Origin of the sequence: Pedobacter sp. KLB.chiD, assembly GCF_047040275.1 — a bacterium.
GTDB lineage: Bacteria > Bacteroidota > Bacteroidia > Sphingobacteriales > Sphingobacteriaceae > Pedobacter.
The window spans coordinates 1,658,239-1,685,074 of sequence record NZ_CP178207.1; the positions used below are offsets into that span (position 1 = coordinate 1,658,239).

The following is a 26,836-nucleotide window of genomic DNA, read 5'->3' on the forward strand; positions in this document are numbered from 1 at the left end:
ATTGCCGCTGTTACCCGATGAAACTGTAACCTCCAGCTATTTTAGTTAATCGTATCAGCAATATGGATCTCGCAGTAAAAGTCTTTAAATTTAAATTTTCTAAACGTTATGTTTTATTTCCAATAGAAAACCATAGCGGATCAAGCGGAAAAGTTGGGGGGATTTTAAGCATATATTTTTGATAGCCTGAACATAAAGAATTCAACATCTCTTACTCCCCTGAACTGAGCTCTTAGCGCCTTTTCCGTGGCGTTGTCGCCAGCGGTCAGATCAGCTCATCGAAATGGATCGGAAGCTTGTAAATGCGTTTACCGGTGGCATGGTAAATGGCATTCGAGATTGCGGCCGGCATGCCCACCAATCCGATTTCACCAACACCCTTGGTGCCCAACTCATTAATCAGGCTGTCCTTTTCATCGGCAAATATCACTTCCAGTTCACCAATGTCGGCATGTACGGGGATATGGTATTCTCCCAGGTTGGCGTTGATGTATTTGCCAAGCTGCGGATCCATAATGGATTCCTCATGGAGTGCCTTACTGATACCCCATACCATTGAGCCGAGGATCTGGCTTTTAGCTGTTTTGGGATTGATGATTTTTCCAGCCGCAACAGCGGTTACCGCCCGGGTGAGGGTGATGGTTCCAAGGTCGCGGTCAACCTCCACCTCCACAAAAGAAGCGCTGTGTGTGGCCAGGCTGTATTTCCGAAGTTTGAGCATGTGGGGCCTGCCCATCTTTGTAGTTTTGATGGCCGCACCCTTATTAAAGGCAACGATGTCCTTCAGACTTATTTTTATGGCCGGATCATTTTTAAGGTGAATATGGCCCGAAGAAAAAACAACTTCTTCTTCCTTTGCTTTTCTGAAAGGAGAACCGTTCATCTCCGCTGCTTTTTTTAATAGTTTTTTACGCAGCGATCTGGCAGCAACCACAATGGCAACCCCTGTTGAGGAGGTGATCGCTGATCCGCCCTGGAACATCGAAAAGGGTTTTTTACTGTCCCCGTACCTGAATTCCACATCAGCCATCTCCAGTCCAAGTTCATCTGCTGCAATCTGGGTCATCACCGTCAGGGTTCCCGTACCAATATCGGTAGTAGCATTGTCAACCACCATTTTCCCTTCGCTGTTGATCATGATCTGCACCCTCGAAGGAAACTGGAAGGCATCCCAGATCCCGGTCGCCATGCCGTAACCAACAAGTTTATTTCCGCGTTGCATGCTTCGTGGTTCAGCACTGCGTTTGTCCCATCCGAATTTTGCTGCCGCCTCCAGGTAGCATTCCCTGAGGGCTTTGCTGGTATATGGTTTTCCTGCCGATGGATCAGCATCCGAATAGTTGAGCAGGCGGAGTTCCAGTGGATCTATCCTGAGCTTATAGGCCAGTTCATCCATTGTGCATTCAATGGCATGGAGTGCCGTGCTACCACCGGGTGCGCGCATATCCATCGGGGTATAAACGTCCAATGGCACAACCTGATGTTCAAAAAGCGTGTTGGGGGCAGGGTAGAGTTTATGGCTCCAGTTGGAGGTGGGTTCGGTATAGTCTTCAAAATTCGAGGTTTCGGCAAAGGTGCTGTGGCCAAGTGCGGTAAGTCTTCCGTTAATGTCGGTAGCAAAACGCATCCGTTGTACCGCCGGCGGCCTGTGGCTAAAGGAGAACATCTGCTTCCTGTCCAGTACCACACGAACATTGCTTTTTAAGTGCAGGGCTGCCATTACGCACAGGAACAACTGGTACTGTGGCCTGAGCCCCGATCCGAATGCACCCCCTACAAACGGGGCAAGTACCCTTACGTCCTTATAATGGAGTCCGAATACATTGGCAATGAAAAGCTGGTTATTGATGGTACCCTGGGTTTTATCGTAAATGGTCAGCTTTCCATCCCCTTCAAAAAGGGTTGTGGTGGCAAAGAGTTCAATGGGGTTGTGGTGTTCGGTGCCGTGGTGGTATGTTGCGCTTACCTTTACTGCAGCGTTTTCGAACGCGTTTTCAAAATCCCCTGTGGGGGGCGGGGGTGGTGGTTTAAGTGCGGTAGCTAATCCTTTTTTAGGCGCCCTGGCCTTATCCAGGTGTTTTTCCATATAGCTTTGGTGCGGCTCCTGCTGGTAACGGAAAACTATTCTGGTGGATGCATACCTGGCCGTCTCAAAGTCGCGGGCAACCACCAGCGCAACAGGCTGGCCATTATAGAGGATGTTTTCATCATAGAGTGGTTTAAACACGGTTCCCGGAGGGGCGTCCATATCGGTATACTGCAGATCGAACCAGGCGAGTTTGGGGCGGTTGACGTGCGAGAGGACATCCACCACGCCCGGCATGGCCATGGCTTCCGTGGTATCAATTTCCACGATCTTTCCTTTGGTGATCGGGCTGCTCACCACATAGCCGTGTAGCAGGCCTTCCAATGGGTATTCAGCAGCATACCTGGCCTCGCCGGTAACTTTTTCACTACCCTCCAAACGGCTAATCGGCCGGCCTACGTTTTTATCTGTATTCATGTTGATTTTGTTAGGTGTCTGATTACAATGAGGGTTGTGCGCCTGGAAGCTGTGTGTCCGGATCGAGTGCCATCATGCAGTTGCGTATAATGGCATTTTTTGCCAGTTTAATCTTAAAACGGTTATATTCAAGTCCTGCCGCTCCATCAAGGATCATATCTGCCGCGGCGGCAAAGGTTTCCCGGCATGCGGTTTTTTCGCGGAGAAATTCTTCCGCTTCCAAGGAACGCCAGGGTTTATGGGCCACCCCGCCCAGGGCGATCCTGGCCTCCTTAATGGTATGGCCATCCATTTCAAGTGCGGTAGCTACCGAAACCAGCGCAAAAGCATAAGAGTGGCGGTCGCGGAGTTTGAGGTAGGAATAGTTCAGGGGAAAGCCTTTTTCGGGCAGATCTATCGAGGTAATCAGTTCACCTGGTTTCAGGTTGTTGTCAAGCTCGGGCCTTTGGCCGGGCAGGCGGTGGAAGTCTGCAAAGGCCAGGCTACGTTCGCCATCCACACCCGTTACATTTATCCTGGCTTCCAGTGCGGCCAATGCTACGCACATATCCGATGGGAAAACGGCAATACAGGCTTCACTGGCACCCAGTATGGCATGCATCCGGTTATAACCCTCCCTGGCCGGACAGCCCGATCCAGGAACCCTTTTATTGCAGGGTACCTGATGGTCATAAAAATAGTAACACCGCGTACGCTGGAGCAGGTTGCCCCCGTTACTGGCCATGTTGCGGATCTGCGCCGAAGCACCTGCCAGTATAGCCTTTGATAACAGGGGATATCGGGATTCGATGATAGGATGGTAGGCGGTTTCGGCATTTTTTACAGCAGCACCCAGCCGAAAACCTCCATTTTCAAGTTCACGCAATTCCAAGAGCGCGGCCAGCTGGCTGATGTCGACCAGCGCTGTAGGGTTAACCAAATTGTACTTCCATAAGTCGAGCAGGTTGGTGCCGCCGGCAATGAACGCAGAAAGGGGCCGATCATCGGTAAGCTGAATGGCAGTAGGAATATCGGGCGCAGCGAGAAAACTGAAACTATTCATAACTTCCTCCGTCTTTTATCTGCATAATTGCATCTATAATACCCACATGGGCTCCGCAACGGCAAAGGTTGCCGCTCATCTGTTCTTTTACTTCCTCACGAGAGGAAGCCCTGCCCTCCGATAAAAGGCCTAAGGCACTGCAAAGCTGTCCTGGGGTACAATAACCGCATTGAAAGGCATCGTGGTCAATAAACGCCTGCTGCAGGGGGTGAAGGCCGTTTTCCGTTGCAATTCCTTCTACCGTGGTAATCTCCGCCCCGTCTTTCATCACCGCCAGGCTCAGGCAGCTTAAAATACGCTTTCCATCACAAATTACGGTGCAGGCGCCGCACTGCCCGTGGTCACAGCCTTTTTTGGTTCCGGTCAGATCCAGGTGGTCACGTAAGCAGTCTAACAGGCTCACCCAGGGGCGGATATTGACGCTATGGTGTTTTCCATTTATCTTCAGAGTAACTAAATGGGTTTCCATCCCTTGGGGATGCGGGTGCTGCGGATCTGTTTCCATAGTGGTTTTGTTAACTAACTTTATTGTTAACAATAAAATAAGAGATAGGTTTTTTTAATTTGGTGTGCGGGAATGCGGAATTAGGCGCATGGCAGGTGCGGAATCTCAGGCGTTAAATTCGGTGTTATACCCTGCTACGCGCAGAGCAGGGCTTAAACAGCCAAAAAACAGGCAGCATGTGTAGGTAAGGGCAATCACTGCCAGGCTCCATGTGCTAAAGGCAAGGTCTGATTCGATATACGGTTTGCAAATAGCAAAACTATGCAAGCTGTTTTTTATTCGCCAAAACCACAACAGCCGTATCTTTTTTAGGGATACGGCTATTATGGTATTGAATGTGTTTATGCTCTGGATGTTTATCTTATTTAAATTAGTTCCCGGGGTCTTTCACTTTCTCCACTACATCCTGAATATTTTGTGGCAGGCTAGAAAGCAGGTTATAGCCCGTTGCGCTTTCAATATCCCTTACTGTTACAATATAATCTTTCCAGTTGGCGCCAATGGTATTTACATTAGGGGTATTTATGGCAATTACCCTTGTCGATGCTGTTACGCGACTTAAATCATTATCACCCGTTTTCAACAGTACGGCCACTTTCCATACATTGGCCGGAACGGTTATTTTGCCGTTGTTGATGGTATTGGTTACCGATGCACTTGCTGAACCAATGCCACCGGTGCCGTAGCTGCCCATAATGATATAAACCTCATAACCATTTAAGGCCTGCGCACGAAGGTAACTTTCAAAAGATTCCCAGGTTTTCTGGTTATTGTTTGGTGCCTGCGGAATCATGTTGGTCATCAGAAAAGTGGCGGAGTTTGCGCTGCCCGAACTGGTACGGTCGCCACTCGGACAATTATGGCCCCTGTCAAAACCCGAACCCGAATAGCTATTGCTTTGCACCTGGTACCAATTGCCTGGAAGGCCCGTAAAGGAAGCAAAATCGTCTTTCCGGGTTACGGCCCCGTTAAAATCGTTTGGGTCAAGATGCCAGCTTACCCAATTCGGTATACCGCGGGTCATACTATAACTCTCTACATAGTATTTTTGATCAATAAAGTAATTTTCTGCTGATACGACATTGGCCTGTGCACCCGAAGGATTGCCAAATAACAGATTAGAATTGTCGCCGCCTGATGGAGGTGCATCTGCACCGGCCTCAGGTGTACCTCTTCCCGGCGTTGCAGTTCCGGTATTGCCGTTGTCTGTTGGGTCAGTATCCGGAGCGCCTACCATTATACCCGGATCACCAGTCCCTTTAAAGCTGATATCATCGATATTGATTCTGGTGGTACCTGCTTTTTTAATCTGCAAGCGGATTTTTCCGGTGGTACTCACTTTAAATGAATCTGTAACAAGGGTGGTACTGGTTTCGGTAATATCTGCACCCAGCTGGGCATAGGTTTTTCCACCATCTGTTGAAGCCAGTAGCTGCCAGGTAGAACCGGCATCGGTACCGTATTTGGCATGCGATACATAAATCATTTTGGTTCCTGCAATATCAAAGTTCATGGAGAGGTATCCTGTCCTCAGCCGTACTGACTTTGCACCGTTTTTTGCATCCGCGGTGAGGTTGCCTAAAAGGGCATCGCTCAAAGTCCATTTACCCGTTAATAGTTGTACACTATCTAATGCATAACTGGCTTTAGTTCCAGATTCAAAGGTTTCAGTAATGGTGTAAGCCGTTGCAGGTTTTGGTGGGGCCACCGGCGTTTCTCCCTCAGCAGCAATTTTTTTTGAACAGGCAGACAGGGACAGGGCGCCAATCAGCCCTGAATAGATAAGGATGTTTTTTAATTTCATTGTTTTTAAAATGTCTAACGAGATGGCGCCAATCCAGATCATTTTAAAATGAGGGGCGAAGGTATCGATAAAAAATAGCGTTAATGTTAAATTAATATTAATAACACCTTTGAAGGAATCAAATGCCAGCTGCTTTTTTGTAGGTCGTGTCGACTTTCAACATATTTTGGGGTTTAAATACTTAAGCGCATTAAGGAGAGAAAAATGAAGCAACCATAGCTGTATGCCTCAAAAGATAAATTTATGATGTCAAAGACTTACTTAATTTCAGTCTTATGACAGATTTTTAGCTTGTCTATATCGGGGTTAAGTGGATTGCAGGATACTTGAATATTAATATCTATATAACAAAAGTAAACCCGTACTAATATATTTCGATTTCTCCATCTTCAGTTTTTTGAGGTTAAGTATAACAAAGAATTTAGTATTGTAATTTAACTGATCGCTTACTATTATAAATTCCCGATCAAGAGCGTCGACCTGTGTTCAGTAAAATGCTATTGACAAAAAAGCTAAAGTTAAGATGCAAATAATTGTGGTCTTCGTAATTTAAATGGCTCCGGAGATGTGTTAGAAGTAAAGTCTATGTTTTCTCCCCCTCATCGGGATGTCAATATCTAAATACCAAAAGATTAAAGCTAAGTAGATATACTTGATACTCAATACTTGACTTGGCAGAGTTGAATAATCATGATTGAAGGATTTGGCTTTGATCTGGTTGATATTTTTAGGTTCCCATGCTGCATAAACTGATTCCTTAAGCAAAAACGTTAGCTAACCATGTGAATAATAATGCAACCCCCGATTCCTATCTTACTCAGATCTTCGAAACGATGCCTGTCCTCTGTTTTTCGGCAAGAAGCTCAATCAAATTAACGGAGATGTTAACGACTCCTGAAACGTGCGAAACCGTTGCAAATACAAAAACGATAGCTAAAGTAATTTTAGCACCACCTTGCAATCTAAATCGTGCCAACTGTCATTCTCTTTTATGAAAACAATAGAGGTATTAATTCCCTCACCCTTAATACCCAATTTAGGATTGCCAGGAAGTCTTTTTGAGTTTTTCTTAAACACATCGAGTAAATCTACCCCAATGGCATGCTTAACATGGTAAACCGCAAGTAGAACAATACCCCTGGGATCATCATTGGGCTCTAGAAACTTTATTAAAGCGGCTTCTTCATACACCGATCTCGGATCAGTAATTCCATTGCTTTCATAGTATGCTTCGTAACGGTCTAAATCCTCGGGCATCTTGGGTAAATCATATAGATTAGACAACTCATTGAAAGCCATTTCAGCCTGTTGTAAAGGTGGTTTTTCCGTTGATTGGATTTTAACGAGAAGGTCGTTTAGTTTTTGATCATTTTGGATCCATTGCTCAAAAGTAGGTGTCATTTGGTATGGTTAGTAACGTTTGTCTATTCGTGTAAGTTATTGATATCGGTTTTTCCTTTCGTTGTGCAACCATTCGATCGAATTTAAATGGCTTGGTGCGAATTCGATTCCTGTAAATCCATGTTGTTCAATAGCTGTTTTAAAGTTTTCTGAAGCATAATACCCTACTCCGCCATCAACATTACCCAATGCAAACACATCATCAACCGTATCTTCTTTGATATAAACGTGATCTATTGTTGTTTTCCAACTGTCTCCGCCTTCGGAACTTAAATAATCTAAAAATTCATCCTGTGAATCTACTGCTACTGGTTCGAGAAATGTGCCTCCTTCAACTTTCCTCTTCATCGTTACTACGCGTGACTTCTCAAAATCTACGTAATTGTACATTGGTTTGGTAGGACTGACAACCCAATACTCGAATTGTTGATTATCCTTTTCAACACTACATTCGAAATATTGGAACATACTCTGATCGTATGTTTGAAAAATTTTCTTTAGGGCTGGGCTTATCAAAAGTTTTCTTGTGAATCCAACTGGAATCGTACGGATTAGGTCGGTTAATTTGGCTTTTTTATAAAGTATACCTGTTGCCATTATGGGCTCAAAATCAACCCTTTTAAATTCAATATTTTCGATGAAGCTAGGGTTATTTTCCCAATTATCAGGTAACTTTGAACGTTGAATCTGATTAATGTCACCCACAATCTTCGGGCTTAGGCTGTGACGTATTCTGTAGTACATTAGAAAAGTAGTTGGTCAATTGGAATATTAATCTCATTTAAAAAGTAATAGCATTTAAATTAAGCTTTGCCATAAATTGCACTTCTATATTCATGGAGCCATTCATTTGAAGTAAGATTAATTGGTTTAAATTCGATACCTGTAATTCCATGTACCAGCAAAGCTTGCTTAACTCTTTCTGAGATATAGTATCCCAGCCCTCCTTCGACATGTGTTAGCACAAAAATGTCCTTTGATGCACTTTCAGAGATGTTTACACGATTAATAATCGTTTTCCATCTTTCCAAATCGCTTTGACTGGCTAAATAATCATTAAACTCTGTCAATGTTGAAATATCTACACGCTCAAAGTAAAATCCACCTTCGGGGCTTCTTTTTCTTGTTGTTACTTCAGATTGCTTAAAATCAACAAGTTCAAAACTAGTATATAAAGGGTTTGTTAGCCAATACTCATAGTTCAAATTTTTGATTTGGATTTCACATTTAAAAAACTGGAACACGTTGTCGCCAAATTTATTCAATATATTTTTCAACTCTGTGCTAACCAAAAGTTTTTGGGAGAATCCTGCAGGACCAGCACTTAGCAAAGCTGTCAATTTTGCTTTTTTGTGTAATATCCCAATAGGCATTTTTGGTTCGGAATCTATTTTTTTCAGAGAAATATTGTCAATAAAGTCAGGGTCTGAATCCCAATTAGGAGGTAGAATAGCCTCTTCTATTTGACAATAATTACCAACAATTTTATTGTTTAAACTGTGTTGTATTTTATAGAACATTTAAAGAAGTAATTGATTAAATGGAACATTTGGGTAATTATTAATTGTATTTCTAATATGGCTAATTATTGCGAGAACTTCATCATAAGTTTGTTCAGGGGTAAGATTTTTTAGAATATTTTCGAGTAGCTCAACAACCCGATTATCATATAAGTTATGGCTCCCGCTGTGCGCTAGATTGTTAAGAGGAATTCCATTCAAAATGTCGTTCATATGAAAAAAATGTTTTGATTTAGCAGCTTTTTGGATAGCCCAATTTGTAGACTTAGCCCAGGGAATAATATGATGGGCTTGTCGCGCATCCCCTTTGGCTAGTTGCAAGACCTTTCTGAGTTGACTCCTGTTTCCAAAATGAATTGTCTCCCCAGCAACCGCTACCCATTTTAATGTAGTTTTAGACCCATTGGCCAGATGTAAGGTTTTCTTACAGCTATATCCCAATCAGGAAATACGGGTTTGGGTCGATAAAATGTCCAGGTCAGAGCTCGCGATAATCCTGCCTCACCAATTTATGTTTAGAGGTGACATATATATATTGATTGACGGTGGTACTTTTTCAGCTGGCAGTTTACTTGTTGCGAATTTAAAAACCTGAAAAGTGTAATGTTTGTTGGTGAATAGACAGGTGGCAGTAAAAATGTAAGGACGGCTTTGACGCTGAACAGCCTTACCTTAACTACAAGATGACGGTTGCTCCGTTATGAAACACTGCCCGCTTATTTTGGTGATATTACCCGTATTGATGGCAGAGGTCTAATGCCGGATGTGCCCATTACTTACCAAATTGAAGATTATCTGTCAGCTAAAGATTTAGAATTGGATTGGGTGTTGAAGGATATGGAGAAGAGCTCAATGGAGGTAGGTTAAAATAGCATACACTCTGAGAAACGTTACATGCTGATCTGAATATGATACTTGGGGCCGGTACCTATCGGATCAGGTTAACATTCTACTGGAAAAAATAACTTTGTTTTTTAGCCAGATTAGTGCTGCCAGCCATAAATTTCCGGTAAATCACTAACCATCAACAGAACAAAACAATCATCATTTAGGGAGAGATGCCCTGTGCATAGCTAAAGTTCACTGCCAGTGCTAATGGAATAGAAACTACCTCCTTTGTCAATGAACAGGATTAGCATATCTGTATCATTTTGATAATCCGTATCGTAATGATACGGATTTTTTTTTCTGATTTTTTTCAAAAAAAGCCCTTGACAGTATCTGGAAGCCATTATGGGTAATAAATCGACTTTCTGGCATCGTTTTATTATAGCACACCACCGGGAGAAATTAAATACAAATTTCAGATTTATGTACCGATACCATATCCATCAATGATTTGTGATTGCACAACAGAATTTCTAAAAACTAAATAACTACAAATTACATGAAGATTAAATATCTAATTTTAACGATCTGTTTTGCCTTGGTGCTAGGCATTACGGAAAGTTTTGCCCAGGCACCACAACAGTTTAATTATCAAGGGGCTGCAAGGAATGCCAATGGCACCCCGCTGGCGAATCGCCCCATCGCTTTACGGATCAGTATCCTTGACGGCTCTGCTTCGGGGAACAGCCAGTATTCGGAGACCCGAAGTGTGACCACTAATTCGCTGGGTCTTTACCAGATAGCCATCGGCAGTCCAGGCGCAATAAGTACCACTGGTACCATAAGTGGTGTGACCTGGGCTAATGGTCTGAAGTACATCAAGGTTGAAGTAGACCCGAACAACGGAAGCGCCTTTGCGGTTGCGGGAACCGCTCAGTTGCTCAGTGTACCCTATGCTATATACGCTGCTACCGGTGGCAGTGCAGGATCATCTATCCTCAACGGCAATACACCTCCGGGTGCTGGCACCGGTAATAATGGGGACTTCTATATCGACGCAACCACCAATCTGATCTATGGCCCGAAGTCCAACGGAACCTGGCCTGCCGGCAAAAGTCTGGTTGGACCTCAAGGACCGGCTGGCCCCACAGGAGCTAATGGAAAATCGATCTCTGGCGTTACTGTTGATGCCAATGGAAATCTAACGATCACTTATACGGATGGAACTACTACTATGGCCAGCGGAAATGTAAAAGGCCCGAAAGGAGATACAGGCGCTGCAGGTGCGAATGGTAAAGGGATCAGCAATACCGTGGTAAACAGCGACGGTACGATATCCGTTACTTACACCGACGGTAGCGTGTTCACCACAACCGGTAGCGTTAAAGGACCGAAAGGAGATCCCGGAGCAGCGGGCACGAATGGCAAGGGGATCAGTAACACCGTGGTAAACAGCGACGGTACGATATCGATTACTTATACCGACGGTAGCGTGTTTACCACAACCGGTAGCGTTAAAGGACCAAAAGGAGATCCCGGAGTAGCGGGCACGAATGGCAAGGGGATCAGTAATACCGTTGTAAACAGCGACGGTACGATATCCATTTCTTACACCGACGGTAGTGTGTTTACCACGACTGGCAGCGTTAAAGGACCGAAAGGAGATCCAGGCGCAGCAGGTACAGATGGCAAGGGGATCAGTAACACTGTTGTAAATAGTGACGGCACGATATCCATTACTTACACCGACGGTAGCGTGTTTACCACAACCGGTAGCGTGAAAGGACCAAAAGGAGATACAGGCGCAGCAGGTACAGATGGCAAGGGGATTAGTAACACTGTTGTAAATAGCGACGGTACGATATCGATTACTTACACGGATGGAACTGTTTTTACAACAACTGGCAGCGTTAAAGGACCAAAGGGAGATCCAGGCATCGCGGGTGCAAACGGACAGGATGGCAAAGGCATCGTCTCGACCGTAAATAACAATGATGGTACCTATACGTTCACCTATACCGACGGTTCTACCTTCAGGACAGCAAACCTGACTGGTCCGGCCGGACCAACAGGGCCTGCAGGTGCTAATGGCCGAGGCATTTCTGGCGCCACAACAAACAGTAATGGTTCAGTAACCTTTACCTATAGCGACGGCACCACTTTCACTACGGTTCCGACTACGAATGTATTATCTCAGTCAGGAACCAGTCTGACCAGTACGGTAAATGGGGTGTCCAGTACAACCGATCTGCAGACACTAATCAATTCGGGTACAACCGTATCCAATGCATTAAGTGGGGCAAGCCTGTCCACAACCGTCAACGGGGTAACAGGGGCCGCGGTAAATCTTCAATCTGCTCTGGCAGCTGCAACCACCGTCTCCAATAGCCTATCAGGTACTAACCTGACGACTACCGTCAATGGGGTTAATGCTACACCTGTTGATCTGAGTCCGGCCATTAACGCGGCGACGACTAACGCCCTGAGTAAATCTGGTACTACGCTAACCAGTACGGTAAATGGTGTTCCTAGTGCTACAGATTTGCAATCCATCATTACTGCTGGAACAACCGTTTCTAATACACTTACGGGTACCAATCTAACGACTACAGTTAATGGCGTGACTGGTGCCGCTGTGAATCTTCAGGCGGCCATCAACGCCGGGACTTCGGTAAGCAATACTTCCACCGGAAACACCTTGACAACAACTGTCAATGGTGTAACAGGAACAGCTGTTAATCTGGTTAATACCAATACGACCAGTTTGAGTGGAAGCAACTTGACTACAACTGTTAATGGTGTAGCCAGTGCCTCTCTGGATCTATCGCCTGCTATCGGTGCTGCTACCACCAATACGTTGGCCGCTACCAATGGAAATCTGGTATCAACCGTTAATGGTGTAGCTTCTACACCCGCAGTAGCGGTACTGACTTCTGCCGACAATGGCCTGACCAGTAACAATGGTACGGTGAAACTGGGCGGAACCCTAACCGTACCTACGGCACTTACAACTGATGCAACCAATACCTTGGCCATTGCCGGTTTACAGGCAGGTGCAGGTACCGATAAAGTGCTAACAGCTGATGGTAATGGGATACTGAAGTCGGTGGATATGTCGGTGATCAACGGCAGCTCCTGGAAGACTTCCGGGAATGCGGGAACCGATGGAACGGTAAATTTTCTGGGTACAACCGACACGCAACCTTTGAAATTCCGTGCCAATAACCAGCCTTCCGGTTACCTTAATTCTGAAAAGTCCAATACTTTTCTAGGGTATCAGGCCGGTCTTAACGCCCCGGAAGTAACCGAGAATTTGACACAGGGGCCAAGACTAACGGGTAACAGCATCGCCTGGAGAGTGAACAAATCGGTTGCAATTGGTTATAAGGCGCTGACCTCAATGAATAGTAATGTAGCCGGTATGACGGCGATCGGAGCCTATGCGCTGGCGAATACGCAGACAAGTCCAACAGGCCTGGCCGACGGTTCTACAGCTATAGGTTTCCGTGCCTTAAATCGAAATACCACAGGATGGAGAAACACGGCTATTGGATTCAATGCGCTTGGCAATACAACTAATGGAAACGGCAATATCGCTATCGGGCATTCTGCAGCAGCAGACTTTATAGATGGTGATGGGATTTCGGTGAATGATAACCTTGTAATCGGAAATCATATATTTTTGGCCCAGAATAACATTACGCAATTTGACAATAATATTGTTTTAGGAAATAATGCACTGACGAACTCCACATTCAATGGCGCAGTTCTGAATAAGCTGGTGATTGGTAATTTAACATCAGCGGGAATACCACTCCTTCTAGGCGACTTTTCTACCCGGGTATTAACGATCAACAATACACTAAAAGTTAGTGATCTTGCGAGCACCGCAACAGCGACGACAGGAAACCGTCCCGTAGTGGCTGATGCGAACGGACAATTAATGATTGGTACGGCTTCTGCCCCAGGCTGGTCTCTAAACGGTAATGCGGGAACCGATGGAACCGTGAACTTTTTGGGTACCACGGATGTACAGCCTTTGAAATTCCGGGTAAATAACCAACAATCCGGATTTTTGAACTCACTCAATTCCAATACTTTTCTTGGTTACCAATCGGGCTTAACCTTTAGTGGGGTTAATGATGCCACCAGTACCTTAACCAATCCCAGAATCAGCGGAGCGCCGGCACTGATGACTAATAAAACCGTAGGGATTGGTTATAAGGCATTAGCGAACGTTCAGTTACCGGTACAATCGGTAGCCATCGGTGCTTTTGCACTGGGGACGGTAGATAATCCATACCGACTTACGGCAATTGGATACAGAAGCCAGTATTACATGACCGGTAACTCACCGGGAAATACCTCTGTAGGTTATAATACCCTGGCAAATAATCCGGGTGGTAATGGTAATACGGCCATCGGATCCGGTGCTTTATCAGATGGAACTGATGCGGTGGGTATTCAAGTAAATGGCAACGTGGTTCTGGGAACAACACAGATCTTCCCTAATGCCACAGCCTTTGATCGCAACATCATCATCGGGAACAATTTCCATACGGCTTTTACCGGAAGTCTGACGGATCGGTTATTGATCGGAAACAGTCCGGCAGGAAATGGTGCACCTAATGCCATTATCGACGGGGACCTGGCCAACAAGGTCTTAACAATCAACAATACCCTTAAAGTCAGCGATCTTGCAAGCACTGCAACAGCGACCACAGGAAATCGTCCCGTAGTGGCTGATGCCAATGGGCAGTTGATGATTGGGACGGTAGCGACAACATCAACATCAGCTATTGTTGTAATAAATGCCGACTATACGGTGTTGGCTGCAGATCGTACCATCATTGCTGATGCTACAACCGCAGGTTTGACCATCACTTTACCTGCCGCATCTGCTAATACAGGGCGAGAGCTCATTATCCGCAAAGCGGATGAAACAACCCATGTTTTAACCTTTAGCCAGAGCCTTAAATATTCGGTAACTACTAACATCACTACCGTTAACAGTTTATCTACCCTACATCTACAAAGTGATGGTACCAACTGGTGGGTAATTAGTAAAGGTTTATAATTTCAGTATCAAACAATCATGAAGAAAAGATTTTTAACATATAGTATTTGCTTAGGATTACTGGGTATCGGTATGAATCGGGCCCAGGCACAGCAGACCTTGAAAATAGGTACCAATCCTACCACCGTAAATAATAGCGCGGTTTTAGACGTAGAAGCAGCCAATAAAGGAGTTTTATTACCAAGGGTAGCCCTTACAGGTTTAACTGATGTGACTACTGTTCCATCTGCTGCAAACGCGTTAACCGTATTCAACACAGCAACCGCAGGTACATCGCCCAATAATGTCATACCCGGATATTACTACTGGAATGCAGGAGCTGCTACCTGGGTAAGGTTGAACGATCAGATTTATTACAATGGATTAAGCTTGAAGACTGGTAACCGGGTTGGGTTAGGAGGACAATTCGACGAAGACACCCGGATTTATTACAATGATAAATCAATGGTTTTTCTGTACGGCGACGAAGGCAATGGTTTCCCTGGTGCAAAATCAATAGGTTTTTCCAAGGGTGGATTACGGCTGAGATATAATGATGGCGGCTCCGGAGATGCTTCCGGTACAGACACCTATCTTTCCATTCAGAATAGCAGAACAGTTGATCCGCAGAATCTTCAGCTAAATACCAGTTATGATGGATATATGACAGGGATCAAGAGCATTCTCGGGTCGTCGAATAGCAATGGTGAAAAGCTTATCGGAGGACAATTCGGGGTGCTTAATAAGCAAACCAGTGGTGCAAACCAGGAGCAGGTAGGGCTGATTGCCAAATCAGCCTATATGGGTAATAATAATAGCCAGGTTACAAAAACGATTGGCGGCTTCTTTGAAAGTAAAAATGTCTCAGCGGCTAATACAGGAAATTATGCCATCTATTCCAAAGCTACGGGCATCAATCCAATTGCTTTGCTGGCAGACAGTGGGGTGGTGATTATTAATGATCTGAACAGCACGGCAACCGCTACCACAGGTAACCGTCCCGTTGTGGCTGATGCGAACGGTCAATTGAAAATTGGCACTGCTTCTGCTGCGGGTTGGTCTTTAACCGGCAATGCAGGTACCAATTCCGCTGTCAACTTTCTGGGAACGACTGATAATCAGGATCTCCTTTTTAAACGGAACAACGTTCTTCTGGGCCGTCTATACGTGAATAGTCTTGCTTTCGGTATCAGCTCATTGCCTGCATCTTCCATCGGCAGCTACAACAACGCATTTGGTTCAAATACCTTGACTCGCAACACCACGGGATCCGCCAATACGGCACTTGGTTGGACATCTTTTCCGAATAACACTACCGGATCAGCCAATGTCGGGGTGGGGTGGCGTACAGGAGAAGCCAATACAACGGGTAATCAAAATATTGCTGTCGGTAACGAAGCGCTGAATATCAACGAAACAGGTAGTTTTAATATCGCCATCGGTAATGCTGCGACTTCCACATCAACATCCAGCAGCTTTAACATAATGATTGGTTCCGGTGCCAATGTTGATACCGAAGGGGGTTCCAATCTGGCACTCGGAACCGGAGCGAATGTTAGTGGAACTAACCTCACCAATGCCAGTGCAATTGGTACTGGCGCGCAGGTGACTGCCAGTAACAGTCTGGTGTTGGGTCAGGTCGCCAACAGTAGCGCTAATATTCCGGTGACGAAGGTGGGAATCGGTGTGACTGCCCCCAACAGTACTTTACAAATTAATGGATCTGTCAGTGCAAGTATTATAACCGTTAACGCCAGTTATTCCGTAACCGATAACGACTTTACGATTATCATTAAAAGGATTGACTCTTCGCCGATATCAATAACCTTACCAAATGCAACTGCCAACAAAGGGCGTATTTATGTATTGAGATATTTTAGTATGGGATTCAGCGGCTATCCAACAGTAAATGCAAGAGGAGATTTTACCTCAGGTGTAAGTGGTGCTACAACTACGGTAGGTACCACTGGTGCATCTAATCTTAGTAATGCATTGACCGTACAAAGTGATGGTACCGAATGGTTAGTCATTGGTTCTTAACCTTATGCCGATAGTTATTTTAGGATGAAATATAGGTGTAGAAGTTAAAGCTTTGAAGGATTTTAAATCATAATAAATGAAAAGAATAATAGTTTGTGTTGTGTTAGGTATAGCACTTCTATGGTACACCAGAGCATCTGCCCAGGATAATCTTCCTTTCACGCTCAATTCCGCCGGGGGGTATGGTAGCTCCGGTGGCCAGCTCTTCGACTTTAATTTTGGAGAAATGGTGTTGGTCAATACATTCAGTACCGGACCTTACCTATTAAGTCAGGGTTTTTTGCAGCCCTATTTGCTAAACACTTCTTCGGTAACAGACGTAACGGTGGTGAACAATGTCATCACCCCTAATGGCGATGGTAAGAATGATGTCTTGCTGATCCAGGGATTGGAGCGCTATCCGGGTAGCAAACTCAGTATCTATGACCGTGCCGGTAGGAAGATCTATAGTGCCACCGATTATCAGAATAACTGGAATGCCATGATAGATGGCAAGCCATTAAATGAAGATACGTACTACTATGTGATTAATCTTGGAAAGGGTTGGGGATTACTGCGTGGTTTTATCTCTGTGATACTGGATAATAAATAACCATAGGAAAGGTAGCAGTTTTTCAAGAGGGATGCTGAAAGCTGCGCAGGGCATGTTTTGAGGATACATGCCCGCCTTTCGAAAATTTTAAAAAACATAAACATGACAAAGAAATTATTAGGTGTGGCATTCTTCTTCATGATGATGAAGGCGCAGGCGCAACTAAACCCGTTGGGAACACAATATTTCCTCAATCAATACCTGGGTAATCCTGCTTTGGCAGGTAATGCCCCAGGATACGAGGTATTTGGCGTAGTAAAGGGCCAATGGAGTGCAATAGAAGGTGCACCTGTTATGCAGGCCGTTACGCTAACCAGGGGAAGTGAAAATAAAAAAGTAGGTTTAGGCCTTTATTTCTACAATGAATCAGCTGGAGTGATCAAAAGAACCAGTTTAAAAGCGAGCTATGCCTATCATTTGCCGATCAATCAAGGCGCCAATTATATCGATTTTGGTCTCTCAGCAGGATATATGAATGAATGGATTGATTTTAACCGTGTAAAGGGCGATAATACCGACGGTTCTTTAGCCAATTTCAACCAGCGGAAAATGTATTTCGACGGCGATTTCGGCATCGCCTACAGGAGTAACCGCTTAACCATACAAGGTGCATTGCCGAACCTTAAAAGATTAATGGATCGTGATGTGATCCGCTCGGTAGCAGATCGGTCGCTTTACCTGACCGCTGTCAGTTACAAATTCTTTTTCGATGATCAAACCACCGAATTAGAACCGAAAGTAATTTACCGTGGCGTACAAAACTATAAAGATATTGTCGACTTGGGGGCAAACCTAAGATTTGTTAATGGAAAACTCACTTTCAATGGCATTTATCATTCTACAAACAGTGTTACCGTAGGGGCTGGGACAACATACAAAGATGCCCTGACTATTCTCTGCCAGTACACCACCAACACAGCCGATTTACAAGGTTATAGTAATGGAGAAGTTGAAATTGGACTTAAATTCCATTTTTAGCGTCACAGTTATGGTCTGAAATAACTTATGCATGAAACTGATAATATGTTGAATCATAGCCGGTTAATGGCAATGATAAGAATGTTGGCACAACTCGAATTGATTTACCCTGTAAGTAAAGCATTATTTGCTGAAATATATAAGATTGCAAAATTTACTTCAGTGGCAAATAACAGGCATATTTCGAGTCCTTTAAGCTTCGAAAAAAGATTTATTTATATTGATAATGGAGTATGTCAGATCGCCAGAAAGATAGGAACTAAGCTAATTACCATCCGTTTAATTGACCGAGGCTCCTTTATAGCTCATGAAGCGATGAGCGCCCAGGCTGGATATATCCAGTCTATTGGGCCAGTTGAATTTATTTCAATACCTGCGGTTGTTTTGGATCGGTTGGCCGTTACAGACAAGAGCACAAATATTATTCTATCTGTACTAATGCAGAGGGAACTAGCCGAAATGAATTTGAGTATTATTACCTGTTCCATTAAACCTACCCGAAAAAGGTTGGATTACTTCAGGGCTAACCAACCGATTTTCGAAGATAGCATTCCCTTAAAATATATTGCATCATACCTGGGTATGAGATTAGAGACGCTGATCAGACTAAGAAAATGCTATACCTGACATGAATATTATCATCAGCGACCTCCAAGACATCACACGGCGTGGTTTGATTTCCTTAATACTCGACTTTTGGCCAAATGCACACATTAACCAATTAAATACCTATGATGAGTTAAAAAAAAATCTCTTGCAAGGTAATGATGCTCCAATCACCATTATAGACCCAGGCTTGCTGTCTGTGCCATATGATGAGGCAATCGTTGGTATTAAAATTCGCGCTCCGTTAAGTCCCATTATCATCTATACGGATTTATCACCATCACTGTATGCCATCAGGATGATTAAGCTTGGAGCCAGTGCCTATATCGAAAAAAGGGCAAACGAAGCTGACATTCTGCTGGCAATTACAGCGGTAATAAGCGGCGGTAAGTACGTTAATGATCAAATTAAAGCTAAAATATTTAGAGAATTTAATGAAGTTGTAAGCTATGAAAAAGAATTATCAGCCAATGAGCTTAAAGTAGCCAATCTTTTAATACAAGGACAATCCATTAAAGAAATTAGTAAACAGTTAAACATTAAACAAGGTAGCGTCGGAACCTTTAAGTTTCGCATATTTAAAAAGTTACAGGTTAGCAATATTATCCAGTTATCCGAGAAAATCAAATGATTAAATACAATTTTTGAGATCCCTATCGTTCATCATCTGTTGTCTATCGTTTACTGTCTGGCATCATCTTTTCCAGTTTTCGATATAACGTAGCAATGGCGATTCCGAGCTTTCTTGCAGCTTTTCTTTTATTTCCCTTGTATTCTTCGATTACGTTCAGGATATGCGCCCTCTCAAGTTCCTCAAGCGATCCGGAAGACTGTTGCGCATGCTGCTTAGGTTTAAGGATCAGATTTTCATCCAGAACACCATCACAAAGAATAATTGCCCTTTCCATTACATTGATCAGCTCACGTACATTGCCTTTAAAGTGCAAAGTTGACATGGCTTTAATAAAGCCAGGTGCCAGGGTCGGTTTTGGGATGCCCAATTGGGCAGGTAAGGTATTGATGAAGTGTTTAACCAGCAATTGAATATCGCCATCCCGCTCTCTAAGCGGCGGAATGTTAATTATGAAAGATGAAATTCGGTAATATAAATCCTCCCTGAAGCTTCCTTTGCGTATTGCCGATTCCAGATTCTGATTGGTGGCCGCTATTAAACGACAGTTAACTTTCGTTGTTTTGGTGTCTCCTAATTTAATAAATGTACCATTCTGCAGTACCCTTAATATCTTAGCCTGTAGTTCAACGCCCATTTCACCTATTTCATCTAAAAAAATTGTTCCATGATCAACCATCTCGAACAATCCTCTTTTATCTTTTAACGCGCCGGTAAATGCGCCGGCTTTATAACCAAAAAGTTCACTTTCCAAAACATCTTTTCCAATTGCACTGCAGTTTATGGCCAAAAATGGTTTTTGATGGCGTAGACTGCTATGGTGTATCGCTTCAGCAAACAGATCTTTGCCTACACCTGTCTCACCAAGTAGCAGTACATTTGCATTGGTTTTTGCCACCCTTTTGCCTAATTCTTTAACCTGTTGTATTGCCGGAGAATCACCGATAATGGAGGCAAAACCTTTTTCCTCCAAACCTTTATGATAGCATTTTTCCATAAACTTATCCATGGCCACCAAACTGGCTTGATTGACCATCGCTATAAGCCGTATCGGAGAATCACCTTTAACCATATAATCAAACGCCCCAAGCTTGATGGATTTGACCCCATCAGGGATGGATCCCGTTGATGTAAAAAGAATAATTTCGGTATCGGGCGAAATTGTTTTGATTTCTGAAATAAAATTTAAGCCACTGCCATCCGGTAAGTGTACATCTAATATAATAACGTGGATTGCCTGACGCATAATAATAGCCTTTGCGGATTTGATACTGTCCGCCTCGATTATCTCGTAACCTTCGTCCGATAATATTCTTACATAAAGTTCTCTCTCTAAGGTATTGTCTTCTATGATTAATAATTGTGCAAGCATGTAGAAATAATGGATATGAACAATAAGTGTAGTAATGCAGAGAATGCCGTATTTTATATCTGGTTTATAAAAGATTGACTATCTGTCAATGAAAAGATTATGAATCTTGCCGTTCATGACGAAAAGCTGAAATCAGCTGCCATGGTAACTAAAAAGTAATATTTTTGAATTTAAATTTTTGGATACTTGTTGGCTGATTGATCAAAGGACATGCGTAATGGGAACACTTTCTAAATCACATTAGCATATCACTTGAACTAGTGCCCTACAAGTGTCAGGCTGATCCAACAAGGCGTTTAGAACCGTGCCACTTCAATACCGTTTTTTTGCGGTAACAGCTATTAAATTGCTATCCAAAAATGCCTTGCGGTCAATTTCGCCAAATCGTGATTTAAGCGTCCAAAAAAAAATGATAGTCAGAAATCTAAAGATTGTAGTAAATGTCACACTGGGTATAGATAGATTATAAATGCTTCGAAGCAGTTTGTAACTCATTTATTTTGTTGTGATAATGAAGGATATTTTGGTTAAATATTAGGGATTTAATAACAATGTGCACTGCGCTTGTTGAATTAATTTATTAATTGCTTCCTTAAGCGCCATAAACGCAATGATCATTTTCATTGGATCCTAACATTTAAATTTAAGCATAACTATCCTCATTTATGTTTATTTCAAAGAAAATATGATAGTTATCAGTAATTAAATTTCAGGGATAGGACTTAGTTATCAATCTTCTTAAAAAATAACCGGCAATAATATTTGCCATATAAAATGGCGTCTAACAGGATATTTTAAAAATAAATGTGGCAATCAATGTCCTGGCTTCATTTAATTGGAGTTGCCGACAACGGAATTTTAATCGGAAAATGTAGATATGCCTACTTTTCCCTAAATTCAATCTCTTGTTATTATTAGTCGACGCATAAAATTGTTGATAAATATCAAGTATGTGCTAACGTTTTATGGGTTCCGACAAAATCTCTTATTGAGTCTGGGTAATGCCGGTTACATTTGTTTTCAGATATCCCAAACTTCGTTTCGCCCTCAGGGATTCAGCTATGGAATGCTTCCCGCTTATTTTGGTGGCTTACCAAACTGAAGATTATCTGTTAGCTAAAGATTTAGAATTGGGTTGGGTGTTGATGGATATGGAAAGGAGCATCACAATTTCCTTTACCGGTCAAAATCACTAAAACCTTAGCAAATTCAGGTAATATTGATAGCTACCTTACATTAGTTGGTTGAGTGGCTTAGCATTTAATGATGACAACCCGGATTTTAAATGAAGAGCGGTTAACCAGTTGTCAGGATCGGATTTATACAGACAATTAAAAAAACATGTTAAGCTCAATGCAGCTTGATCAGTGGCATGCAATTGCGTATAAGAAACCACAACATACCTACAGCACTTTTAAGATTTCAAAAACCGAACTAAAATTGACTTCACTTCATTAAATATCCTCTTCCTCCATGGCAGATATAAAATGAGGAAGAGGTAAGATTCATTAGCTTTTAGGCACCGGGGTTATCTACGGGTTTAAATGTCAGCTCGAGCCAGAACCAGTAGGAAAACCTTTCGCTCGCATCTTTTGCTGAACGCAGATTGGTAATCTCATAATTGGCCGGTATTTTGATTTCCTGGTATTTAAACAGCTCTTTACCTTTCGTCATTGCCGTTTCGCTCTCTGTACCGTCACTGTACACAAAGTTAATTGATTTTAGTGGGGCGAGCCCGATGTAGGGAGGCAGATAGTAAAACCGTAACGCAACAAGTTCCTTGTCAGGATCAACTTTGATCGTTTTGGTCTTATCGCCACCAATTTTGGTTGCCCGCTGGCCGTCGTGGCTTTCAAAATTTACCTGGAAGCTGTCCAGGCTATCTCCAAAGTTGTATACTATTTCTTTGATTTTTCCGCTTTTCTGCGTTTCATTTGCCGGGCGTAAAGGGCGCAGCTCATTTTCATTGCCTGGTGAGAATGGCCCTATAGTAATTTGATTAAAAGCCGGGTCAATGTTCGGCGGTGAGTTCTCCGATCCGGGAACGAGTCTGTTCACATAAAAAAAAGAGGCGTATGACTGCGCAAAGTCGGCCATCCAGAAAGACATCCAGCCTTCCTTGATCTTCATCAGCTCATCCTTCCGGTAATCTTTGCCATCAACAAACCTGTAACTCTTTTTAAACGATCTTTTCGCAAAGGTATCGTTTATCTCAATATCAGTGTCTTTGATCAGTTTTCCACTGGTTTTACTGTCATACATAATCTGTGAGGCGCGCCACTCCACCAGCGCCGGGATCTGTTCAGTAAAAAATGACTGATAATTTTCAATCTGCCGTTCCAGGTCAATTACCCAGGCCTCGTCAAATTCGCCGTAAAGTGCTTTTCCGGAGTCAACGCGCTCTTTCAGTATGGCCAGGTGTACCAGTGAAAATGCAACGGTAAACGGCACAAGCTTCTCTTTGTTTTTAGATTTGATCAGCTTAAAATACATTTCGGTACATCTGCTGATCAGGGTATTGAGCTGCATGGCCTGCTCCAGCTTGTTTTTGGCAACAACGTAAGATACCATGTCGCTTTTAATGGCCATGAGTTCGCTCCCGTCACGGGTAATTTCAAATTCGAGGATAGCCAGGTCTATCATCCTGGCCACGTTCTCGCTTACCTGAGCCCATATATCTGCTTTGGCCTCCTGCCAAAAGCTTTTAATTACATAACTGATGGCCCCGCCGATATAAGGAGCCTTGGCAGCCAGGGCAATCACGACGGTCCTTGCCTTAGATTCCCAGCTCGACTTTGGCAGGGGTGGGGGATGGGGAAAAAAATCTTTGCCAGATAAGATTAGCCGCTCGTAATCGGTCGGCGTGTGTTTGAGCGTAGTTGACATCATTTTTAAATTTAAGTTGTTAAGGTTCAGGTAAAGCCATATTTACATCAGGCCCAGCTTGGTAAGAACACCATAATGATGAAGTCTTTTCCTGTTTACAATCTAAAGTAGGAAAACTAGAGGATAGAAAATGAAAAAATGTAATCCAGGAATCGTAACAAATTTGAAGGATTAATTCAATGCCGGCAATGTTTTACAGCATCATTTATAGGCTGCATACTTATGGCGCCGGTGCCGGCTTAAGAGTCGGGAAGATCTGCTGTTTGTGTAATATCCCCGTGCTGCTGGCTTTGTTTTAAAAGTGAAATTAGTTTTATAGGGGAATATGGTCAGGATGTATTCAGCCAAAAAAAGGGTCAGATCAAATCCATGATCAACTTCTTTTCTAAATTAACGCGCTAAGGCTTTCTACTGGTGTAGGTCTTTCATCTTTTACCCGGCATTAATACCGAAAATATCTCTTACAATATTCATCCTGCTTTTTTGCGTGGCCCTAAAATTCATTTAGTGGATCGGTTCAAGTTATCTGACTTGGAGGATGGGAAGATAAAAATATAAGAACCGGTTCGAGATAAAAATCTCACATCCATGCAAATCTAATCGGTTGGAAGCTATCGAAAAATCTATAAAAATTTGATCTGGCTTCTTGCAGAATTTCAACTAAGCATCTATCTTGTAGAGATAATTATCTATAAAGCAGTCTCATGAAAAAAATTACCGTCTCTCTCGTTTTTATGGTATTTATTGGGTACGGCGCCGTTGCCCGGCAGTCAAAAAATCCCAATGTTTATCTTGATGCTTTAAAACTTCTTGATGCATCGTTTTCTAATACCGGCACCGGCGCTTCTCAAAATGACTATTTTTTCGAAGTCGTCAGGAAATACGGACTGAACCGGTCAAATATCGAGAGCAATCCATTTCTCAAAGACTTTATACCTGGTATCAGGCAGGCAAACAACGGGTCCCTCACCGATGATTTCAAGATCGCACCGGTTGAAAAAAACAGTACACGCTCGCTTAGTTTCCAGGCTGCCCTAATAAACGGAAGCGCCAACTTCATGGCCGGCAGATTCAAAGAGGAAGTATTGTCCGCTTCAATTGATTACATGTTTAAGGCAATAACCAAAAATACGGAAGAGGCAAGGCTTACAAAAGGCGTTTTTCCAAAAACTTTCGCGCTGATAGAAGCGCTATACCAGAAACACAGTTACTATTCTGCTGATCTCATTTACCTGAGACAGGTTGCGCAATATGATCTCAACCAATTACCGGATAATTTGGTTCTGAATTTGGATGAGATTCTTCCTAAACTGGCAGACAAACCGGACTATAAAGACCTGATCCTAGCTACGCACGGTATTTATAAGAACACTAAAAAAGGGGACAATGCCGAAAAGATCGTAACTACCCTTGCAGGATTGAAATATAGCGATGAAGGAAAGATAAAAAATATCATGTCCCTATTGGATCTCGTATCGCAAGCACTTATTGCAACAAAAAATTCCCCGAATATCTGGGTAAGTTCAGATGAGTTACCGCCTGTTCTGGAGGACGGGCGTAAATCTGTACAATCTATATTCTTTTATGGTTTATTGTTTGAGCAGCTGAAAACCATTCCTTTTCTACGCCCTTACCTAATGAAAGGTGGTTTGTACCTTCACGATACAAAAGTGCTTTCAGAAAAAATGTACAAACTGATCGGGATATCAGATCAGCTAAACCAGGCTGCGGAATATGTTAAAAATAGGAAAGCACAGATATTATCAGTGCCGGATGCAGTTGGCTATATGAAAGTAATCGGGGAAATAATCGCTGACTTCAGTGTTGAGATAAATTCAATTAGTGAGCTAGGTATAGTCATCCCTGAAGGAGCAATATCAACACTCTCGACATACATTGACCTCACAGAGCCGATAATGCAAAAGGATTATCAGCGAGCGATTGCCAGCCTGCTCATAGATTTTGGTAAGTATACACGGGTTAACGAAACCTATAATAAACATCTGACCTTTATTGCCCAGGTGGCCGACCTCAAAAGCGCTGCCGATATGGAGGCCTTAATGAAGGCCTACGCGCTTCCCATAGGCGGCTCGTCGATTAAACGTCAGAGTTTTTTTAACCTTTCTGTTAATGGTTATGTCGGGCTTACAGCGGGTAGCGAGAAGGCCTATGGTTCTTTAGCAAATCAGTCAAAAGCAAACATCGGATTAACCGCTCCAATAGGTATATCGTCGACTTTTGCATCCGGAAAGTTAACTGCTTTGGTTTGCCTCATCGATCTAGGATCGGTCGTTAACCAAAGACTCAACAATGATACTACGTCTTATACCGATTTTAAGCTCGAGTACTTTTTTACACCTGGTGCCGGGCTTTACTATAACGTACCAAAACTTCCTATCACGGCAGGAATACAATGGAACTATATACCAAACTTAAGAACGATAAAGTATGAAGCAGGTAAGGCTACGATAATGGAGACAAACCGCAGTGTAAGCAGGTTTAATGTGTCTGTAATGGTTGACCTGCCTTTTTTTACCTTGTTTAACCGCGCAAAAAACGAGTAGTACCCGATTTATTTTGGCTTTGACTGAAAAAACGTATTTCATGGCTCATCAGCAAAATTTAATTTTCTGCTTGTCATGATCCGATTCTGGCCATGTGGAATTGGTTATAACTTCCTGCTTTGAAAAAAAACTGTAGCAGATATGAAAACAGATGATGAAATCCGAATGATGCCGGAAACCTGTTAAGCATTCGTGGGATGGAGAATAAGATAAACAAACCATACCTCAGCCGGGGGAGGTCATGCAGCTTTAAAACATTGCACAGGAAAGCGTAAAAACAAAGGAAAGGTAAACCAGGGTTACCTCATCAGTGATGCCCGGGGCAATGTTAGTTGAATCGAAGTATTTACAGCCAAGCTTTTGGATAAAGCCGGAATGAGCGACATGTAGATAAGGTTGGCAGATCTGTATGGCATAAAATATTTCTTAGGTAATCTTCCATCATCGTTTCATTTGGATAATATTGTGCCAAACAGATCCAACACTTCTGTTCTTTATATTTTCCAAA

18 protein-coding genes are annotated in these 26,836 nt (G+C 43.1%); 8 read left to right on the top strand and 10 right to left on the bottom strand.

Features of this window, described 5'->3' with window-relative positions:
- Positions 1-265: 265 nt before the first annotated feature.
- The 8 genes from ACK1I8_RS06585 to ACK1I8_RS06620 form a co-directional block, all read right to left on the bottom strand.
- Positions 266-2,503 (bottom strand): xanthine dehydrogenase family protein molybdopterin-binding subunit, encoded by a 2,238-nt coding sequence (locus ACK1I8_RS06585; protein ID WP_412468542.1) that lies wholly within the window; start codon positions 2,501-2,503, stop codon positions 266-268.
- A 22-nt stretch (positions 2,504-2,525) separates the two neighbouring features.
- Positions 2,526-3,545, bottom strand: a complete 1,020-nt coding sequence (locus ACK1I8_RS06590; RefSeq protein WP_412468543.1) for an FAD binding domain-containing protein — start codon at positions 3,543-3,545, stop codon at positions 2,526-2,528.
- The gene (locus tag ACK1I8_RS06595) at positions 3,538-4,050 is read right to left on the bottom strand and encodes a (2Fe-2S)-binding protein (protein ID WP_412468544.1); all 513 of its coding nucleotides are present in this window, start codon (positions 4,048-4,050) and stop codon (positions 3,538-3,540) included. Before ACK1I8_RS06595 ends, ACK1I8_RS06590 begins: the two co-directional genes overlap by 8 nt.
- 370 nt (positions 4,051-4,420) lie before the next feature.
- Complete coding sequence (locus ACK1I8_RS06600; protein ID WP_412468545.1) at positions 4,421-5,854, bottom strand: DNA/RNA non-specific endonuclease; 1,434 nt, start codon at positions 5,852-5,854, stop codon at positions 4,421-4,423.
- A 933-nt stretch (positions 5,855-6,787) separates the two neighbouring features.
- Entirely contained in the window at positions 6,788-7,255 is a 468-nt protein-coding gene (locus tag ACK1I8_RS06605; protein ID WP_412468546.1) for a hypothetical protein, read from the bottom strand.
- 36 nt (positions 7,256-7,291) lie between these two features.
- Positions 7,292-7,999, bottom strand: coding sequence for an imm11 family protein (locus ACK1I8_RS06610; protein ID WP_412468547.1), 708 nt, complete (start codon positions 7,997-7,999; stop codon positions 7,292-7,294).
- A gap of 59 nt (positions 8,000-8,058) precedes the next feature.
- Positions 8,059-8,775 carry a hypothetical protein gene (locus ACK1I8_RS06615; protein WP_412468548.1) on the bottom strand — a complete coding sequence of 239 codons (717 nt, stop codon included), beginning with the start codon at positions 8,773-8,775 and terminating at the stop codon, positions 8,059-8,061.
- The gene (locus ACK1I8_RS06620) at positions 8,776-9,216 is read right to left on the bottom strand and encodes an AHH domain-containing protein (protein WP_412468549.1); all 441 of its coding nucleotides are present in this window, start codon (positions 9,214-9,216) and stop codon (positions 8,776-8,778) included. It abuts the gene before it with no gap.
- 249 nt (positions 9,217-9,465) lie between these two features.
- On the opposite strand from ACK1I8_RS06620, the gene ACK1I8_RS06625 reads away from it, so the two are divergent.
- The 7 genes from ACK1I8_RS06625 (at position 9,466) to ACK1I8_RS06655 (ending at position 19,506) form a co-directional block, all read left to right on the top strand.
- A complete protein-coding gene (locus ACK1I8_RS06625) occupies positions 9,466-9,642 on the top strand; it encodes a hypothetical protein (RefSeq protein ID WP_412468550.1) in 177 nt (58 codons plus the stop codon).
- A gap of 520 nt (positions 9,643-10,162) precedes the next feature.
- On the top strand, positions 10,163-14,680 hold the full coding sequence (locus tag ACK1I8_RS06630; RefSeq protein WP_412468551.1) for a beta strand repeat-containing protein: 4,518 nt from the start codon (positions 10,163-10,165) through the stop codon (positions 14,678-14,680).
- 18 nt (positions 14,681-14,698) lie between these two features.
- Positions 14,699-16,699 carry a hypothetical protein gene (locus ACK1I8_RS06635; protein WP_412468552.1) on the top strand — a complete coding sequence of 667 codons (2,001 nt, stop codon included), beginning with the start codon at positions 14,699-14,701 and terminating at the stop codon, positions 16,697-16,699.
- Between the two features lie 76 nt (positions 16,700-16,775).
- Complete coding sequence (locus ACK1I8_RS06640; protein WP_412468553.1) at positions 16,776-17,291, top strand: gliding motility-associated C-terminal domain-containing protein; 516 nt, start codon at positions 16,776-16,778, stop codon at positions 17,289-17,291.
- 102 nt (positions 17,292-17,393) lie between these two features.
- Complete coding sequence (locus tag ACK1I8_RS06645) at positions 17,394-18,269, top strand: PorP/SprF family type IX secretion system membrane protein (RefSeq protein ID WP_412468554.1); 876 nt, start codon at positions 17,394-17,396, stop codon at positions 18,267-18,269.
- 66 nt (positions 18,270-18,335) lie between these two features.
- On the top strand, positions 18,336-18,896 hold the full coding sequence (locus ACK1I8_RS06650; protein ID WP_412468555.1) for a hypothetical protein: 561 nt from the start codon (positions 18,336-18,338) through the stop codon (positions 18,894-18,896).
- A gap of 1 nt (position 18,897) precedes the next feature.
- Entirely contained in the window at positions 18,898-19,506 is a 609-nt protein-coding gene (locus ACK1I8_RS06655) for a LuxR C-terminal-related transcriptional regulator (RefSeq protein WP_412468556.1), read from the top strand.
- Between the two features lie 43 nt (positions 19,507-19,549).
- Here the strand turns inward: ACK1I8_RS06655 and ACK1I8_RS06660 are convergent, their stop codons facing one another.
- Positions 19,550-20,878 (bottom strand): sigma-54-dependent transcriptional regulator, encoded by a 1,329-nt coding sequence (locus ACK1I8_RS06660; protein WP_412468557.1) that lies wholly within the window; start codon positions 20,876-20,878, stop codon positions 19,550-19,552.
- Positions 20,879-22,393: 1,515 nt separating this feature from the next.
- On the bottom strand, positions 22,394-23,767 hold the full coding sequence (locus ACK1I8_RS06665) for a hypothetical protein (protein WP_412468558.1): 1,374 nt from the start codon (positions 23,765-23,767) through the stop codon (positions 22,394-22,396).
- Positions 23,768-24,468: 701 nt separating this feature from the next.
- Between ACK1I8_RS06665 and ACK1I8_RS06670 the strand changes: the two genes are divergently transcribed.
- A complete protein-coding gene (locus tag ACK1I8_RS06670) occupies positions 24,469-26,328 on the top strand; it encodes a hypothetical protein (protein ID WP_412468559.1) in 1,860 nt (619 codons plus the stop codon).
- Positions 26,329-26,836: the final 508 nt, after the last annotated feature.

Bases quoted from the DNA above. Each gene is read 5' to 3' on its own strand.
- ACK1I8_RS06585 (WP_412468542.1), bottom strand. From the start codon at position 2,503: ATGAATACAGATAAAAACGTAGGCCGGCCGATTAGCCGTTTGGAGGGT.
- ACK1I8_RS06590 (WP_412468543.1), bottom strand. From the start codon at position 3,545: ATGAATAGTTTCAGTTTTCTCGCTGCGCCCGATATTCCTACTGCCATT.
- ACK1I8_RS06595 (WP_412468544.1), bottom strand. From the start codon at position 4,050: ATGGAAACAGATCCGCAGCACCCGCATCCCCAAGGGATGGAAACCCAT.
- ACK1I8_RS06600 (WP_412468545.1), bottom strand. From the start codon at position 5,854: ATGAAATTAAAAAACATCCTTATCTATTCAGGGCTGATTGGCGCCCTG.
- ACK1I8_RS06605 (WP_412468546.1), bottom strand. From the start codon at position 7,255: ATGACACCTACTTTTGAGCAATGGATCCAAAATGATCAAAAACTAAAC.
- ACK1I8_RS06610 (WP_412468547.1), bottom strand. From the start codon at position 7,999: ATGTACTACAGAATACGTCACAGCCTAAGCCCGAAGATTGTGGGTGAC.
- ACK1I8_RS06615 (WP_412468548.1), bottom strand. From the start codon at position 8,775: ATGTTCTATAAAATACAACACAGTTTAAACAATAAAATTGTTGGTAAT.
- ACK1I8_RS06630 (WP_412468551.1), top strand. From the start codon at position 10,163: ATGAAGATTAAATATCTAATTTTAACGATCTGTTTTGCCTTGGTGCTA.
- ACK1I8_RS06635 (WP_412468552.1), top strand. From the start codon at position 14,699: ATGAAGAAAAGATTTTTAACATATAGTATTTGCTTAGGATTACTGGGT.
- ACK1I8_RS06640 (WP_412468553.1), top strand. From the start codon at position 16,776: ATGAAAAGAATAATAGTTTGTGTTGTGTTAGGTATAGCACTTCTATGG.
- ACK1I8_RS06645 (WP_412468554.1), top strand. From the start codon at position 17,394: ATGACAAAGAAATTATTAGGTGTGGCATTCTTCTTCATGATGATGAAG.
- ACK1I8_RS06650 (WP_412468555.1), top strand. From the start codon at position 18,336: ATGGCAATGATAAGAATGTTGGCACAACTCGAATTGATTTACCCTGTA.
- ACK1I8_RS06655 (WP_412468556.1), top strand. From the start codon at position 18,898: ATGAATATTATCATCAGCGACCTCCAAGACATCACACGGCGTGGTTTG.
- ACK1I8_RS06660 (WP_412468557.1), bottom strand. From the start codon at position 20,878: ATGCTTGCACAATTATTAATCATAGAAGACAATACCTTAGAGAGAGAA.
- ACK1I8_RS06665 (WP_412468558.1), bottom strand. From the start codon at position 23,767: ATGATGTCAACTACGCTCAAACACACGCCGACCGATTACGAGCGGCTA.
- ACK1I8_RS06670 (WP_412468559.1), top strand. From the start codon at position 24,469: ATGAAAAAAATTACCGTCTCTCTCGTTTTTATGGTATTTATTGGGTAC.